The organism is Arthrobacter sp. 05N33_2, from assembly GCF_056397425.1.
On sequence record NZ_JBFTNJ010000137.1, the window covers coordinates 1 to 2,222 of the forward strand.

Sequence of the window (2,222 nt, forward strand, 5' to 3'; positions counted from 1 at the left end):
GCCGAGTGGTCATCAAGTACTGATGAAGGACGGACTCTGATGCCAGCGACAAAGCTCGACGCCGCCGTGACCCTCCCCGGGGAGGACTTCTCCCGGGTGGCTCTCACCCCGGAGGCGGTGGAACTGCTGCTCAAAATGTGGGTGCAGCACGGACCGCTGATGTTCCATCAGTCCGGCGGCTGCTGCGACGGTTCGTCGCCAATGTGCTATCCCGCCGGGGAGTTCATCACGGGGGACTCGGACGTATTGCTCGGCCTGTTCGACATTTCCGACGGCCTGCGGCCCCAGCCGCTGGAATTCTGGATGTCGCGGGAGCAGTTCAACTACTGGAGCCACACGCACCTGACTGTCGACGTCGTTCCTGGCCGGGGGAGTGGTTTCTCGGTAGAAGCGCCGGAAGGCAAGCGGTTCCTGATCCGCTCGACGCTGATGGAAAACTGGCCGGTCTAGGCGGCCTGGGTGGTCTGAAACGGAGCAGCTGCGCGCAAGCGGGCCGTGCAGGATAAACCTGCACGGCCCGCTTTTGCGTCTCACTATGTGGGATAAAAATGGCCGTCCAGTGGATGGACTCTAAGATGGATAGGTCTGTTTCCCCCCCAGTTATCGAGATTGCGGACTTTCCTAATGAACCTTTTCCGGACCAAATCCATCGAGCAGTCCATGTCCGACGCCGATGAACCCGGACGCAAGCTGAAGCGCACGCTAAGCACGTGGGACCTCATGATCATGGGGGTCGCGGTTGCCGTGGGCGCCGGGATCTTCTCGGTCGGCGCCAAGGCCGCCGCGAACTTTGCCGGCCCCGCCGTCACCATCTCCTTCGCGATCGCCGCCGTCACCTGCGCGCTCGCCATCATGTGCTACGCCGAGTTCGCCACGGCCATTCCGGTGGCAGGCTCCGCCTACGTCTTCACCTACGCGACCATGGGTGAGATCCTGGCGTGGATCATCGGCTGGAACCTGATCCTCGAACTCTTCACTGCCGGCGCCGTGATTGCGAAGTACTGGGGCATCTACCTCAGCAAAGTCTTTGCGCTCATGGGCGTGGACATTCCGCCGTCGATCTCCCTGGGCGGCGTCGACCTCTACTGGGGCGCCTTCCTGATCGTTGCCATCTTCACCGTGCTGCTGGTCCTCGGGACCAAGCTCTCCGCCCGCGTCGGCAACATCTTCACGCTCATCAAGATCGCGGTGGTCCTCTTCGTGATCGTCGTCGGCTTCACGTACGTGAAGTTCGAGAACTACGCCCCGTTCGTCCCGGCCTCCGAGCCGACCGGAGGCACCGGAACCGCGGATGTCCTCAAGCAGTCGTTCTTCGGCTTCCTGACCGGCGCCGCCCCGGCCCAGTATGGAACCCTCGGTATCTTCGCCGGCGCCGCCCTGGTCTTCTTCGCCTTCATCGGCTTCGACGTCGTCGCCACCTCGGCCGAAGAGGTCAAGAACCCGCAGAAGACGCTGCCCCGCGGCATCTTCGGCGGCCTGGCAATCGTTACCGTGCTGTACATCCTGGTGTCGCTGGCGTTGACCGGCATGGTCTCCTACACCCAGTTGGCTGAGGCCAAGAACCCGACGCTCACCACCGCCTTCGAGGCGGTCGGCAACACCGACGCCGCCAAGGTCATTGCCTTTGGCTCCCTCGTGGGCCTGACCACCGTGATCATGGTGCTGCTCATGGGCCTCTCGCGCGTGGTGCTCGCGATGAGCCGCGACGGCCTGCTTCCGCGCTCCCTGTCCAAGACCAGCTCGGTGCGGGGGACGCCGGCCCGCCTGCAGATCATCTGCGGCGCCGGAGTGGCGCTCGTCGCCGGCCTGACCAACGTGGACCTGCTCGAGGAAATGATCAACATCGGGACCCTGTCCGCCTTCGTGATGGTGAGCCTTGGCATACTGGTGCTGCGCAAGAAGCGCCCGGACCTGAAGCCGGCCTTCCGTGTCCCGTTTGGCAAGGTGCTCCCTGTCGTCTCTGCGGTCCTGTGCCTGTATCTCATGACGAACCTGGCCGTGGAAACCTGGATCTTCTTCGCCATCTGGCTCGTGATCGGTATTGCGATCTACTTCGCCTACGGCCAGCGCCACTCCCGGCTGAATGAAAAGTTCGCGGAGGCCMGCGCCTCGGTGAACGGCACGGCCAGCGTGGCGGGAGCGCCCGCGGAGGACAACGAGGACGCGCTCACCCGCTCCTGAGAAGGGAGCGATCGGGCCCCCGCATCGAAGTCGCCGGGGCC

2 protein-coding genes are annotated in these 2,222 nt (G+C 64.1%); both read left to right on the top strand.

Translation table 11 applies throughout. From position 1 onward, the window contains the following. Positions 1-39 precede the first annotated feature (39 nt). Positions 40-450: a DUF779 domain-containing protein gene (locus AC1DHX_RS20635; RefSeq protein ID WP_223913736.1), complete on the top strand. Its 411-nt coding sequence runs from the start codon at positions 40-42 to the stop codon at positions 448-450. 174 nt (positions 451-624) lie between these two features. Further along, complete coding sequence (locus AC1DHX_RS20640) at positions 625-2,181, top strand: amino acid permease (protein ID WP_476900455.1); 1,557 nt, start codon at positions 625-627, stop codon at positions 2,179-2,181. Positions 2,182-2,222 lie beyond the last annotated feature (41 nt).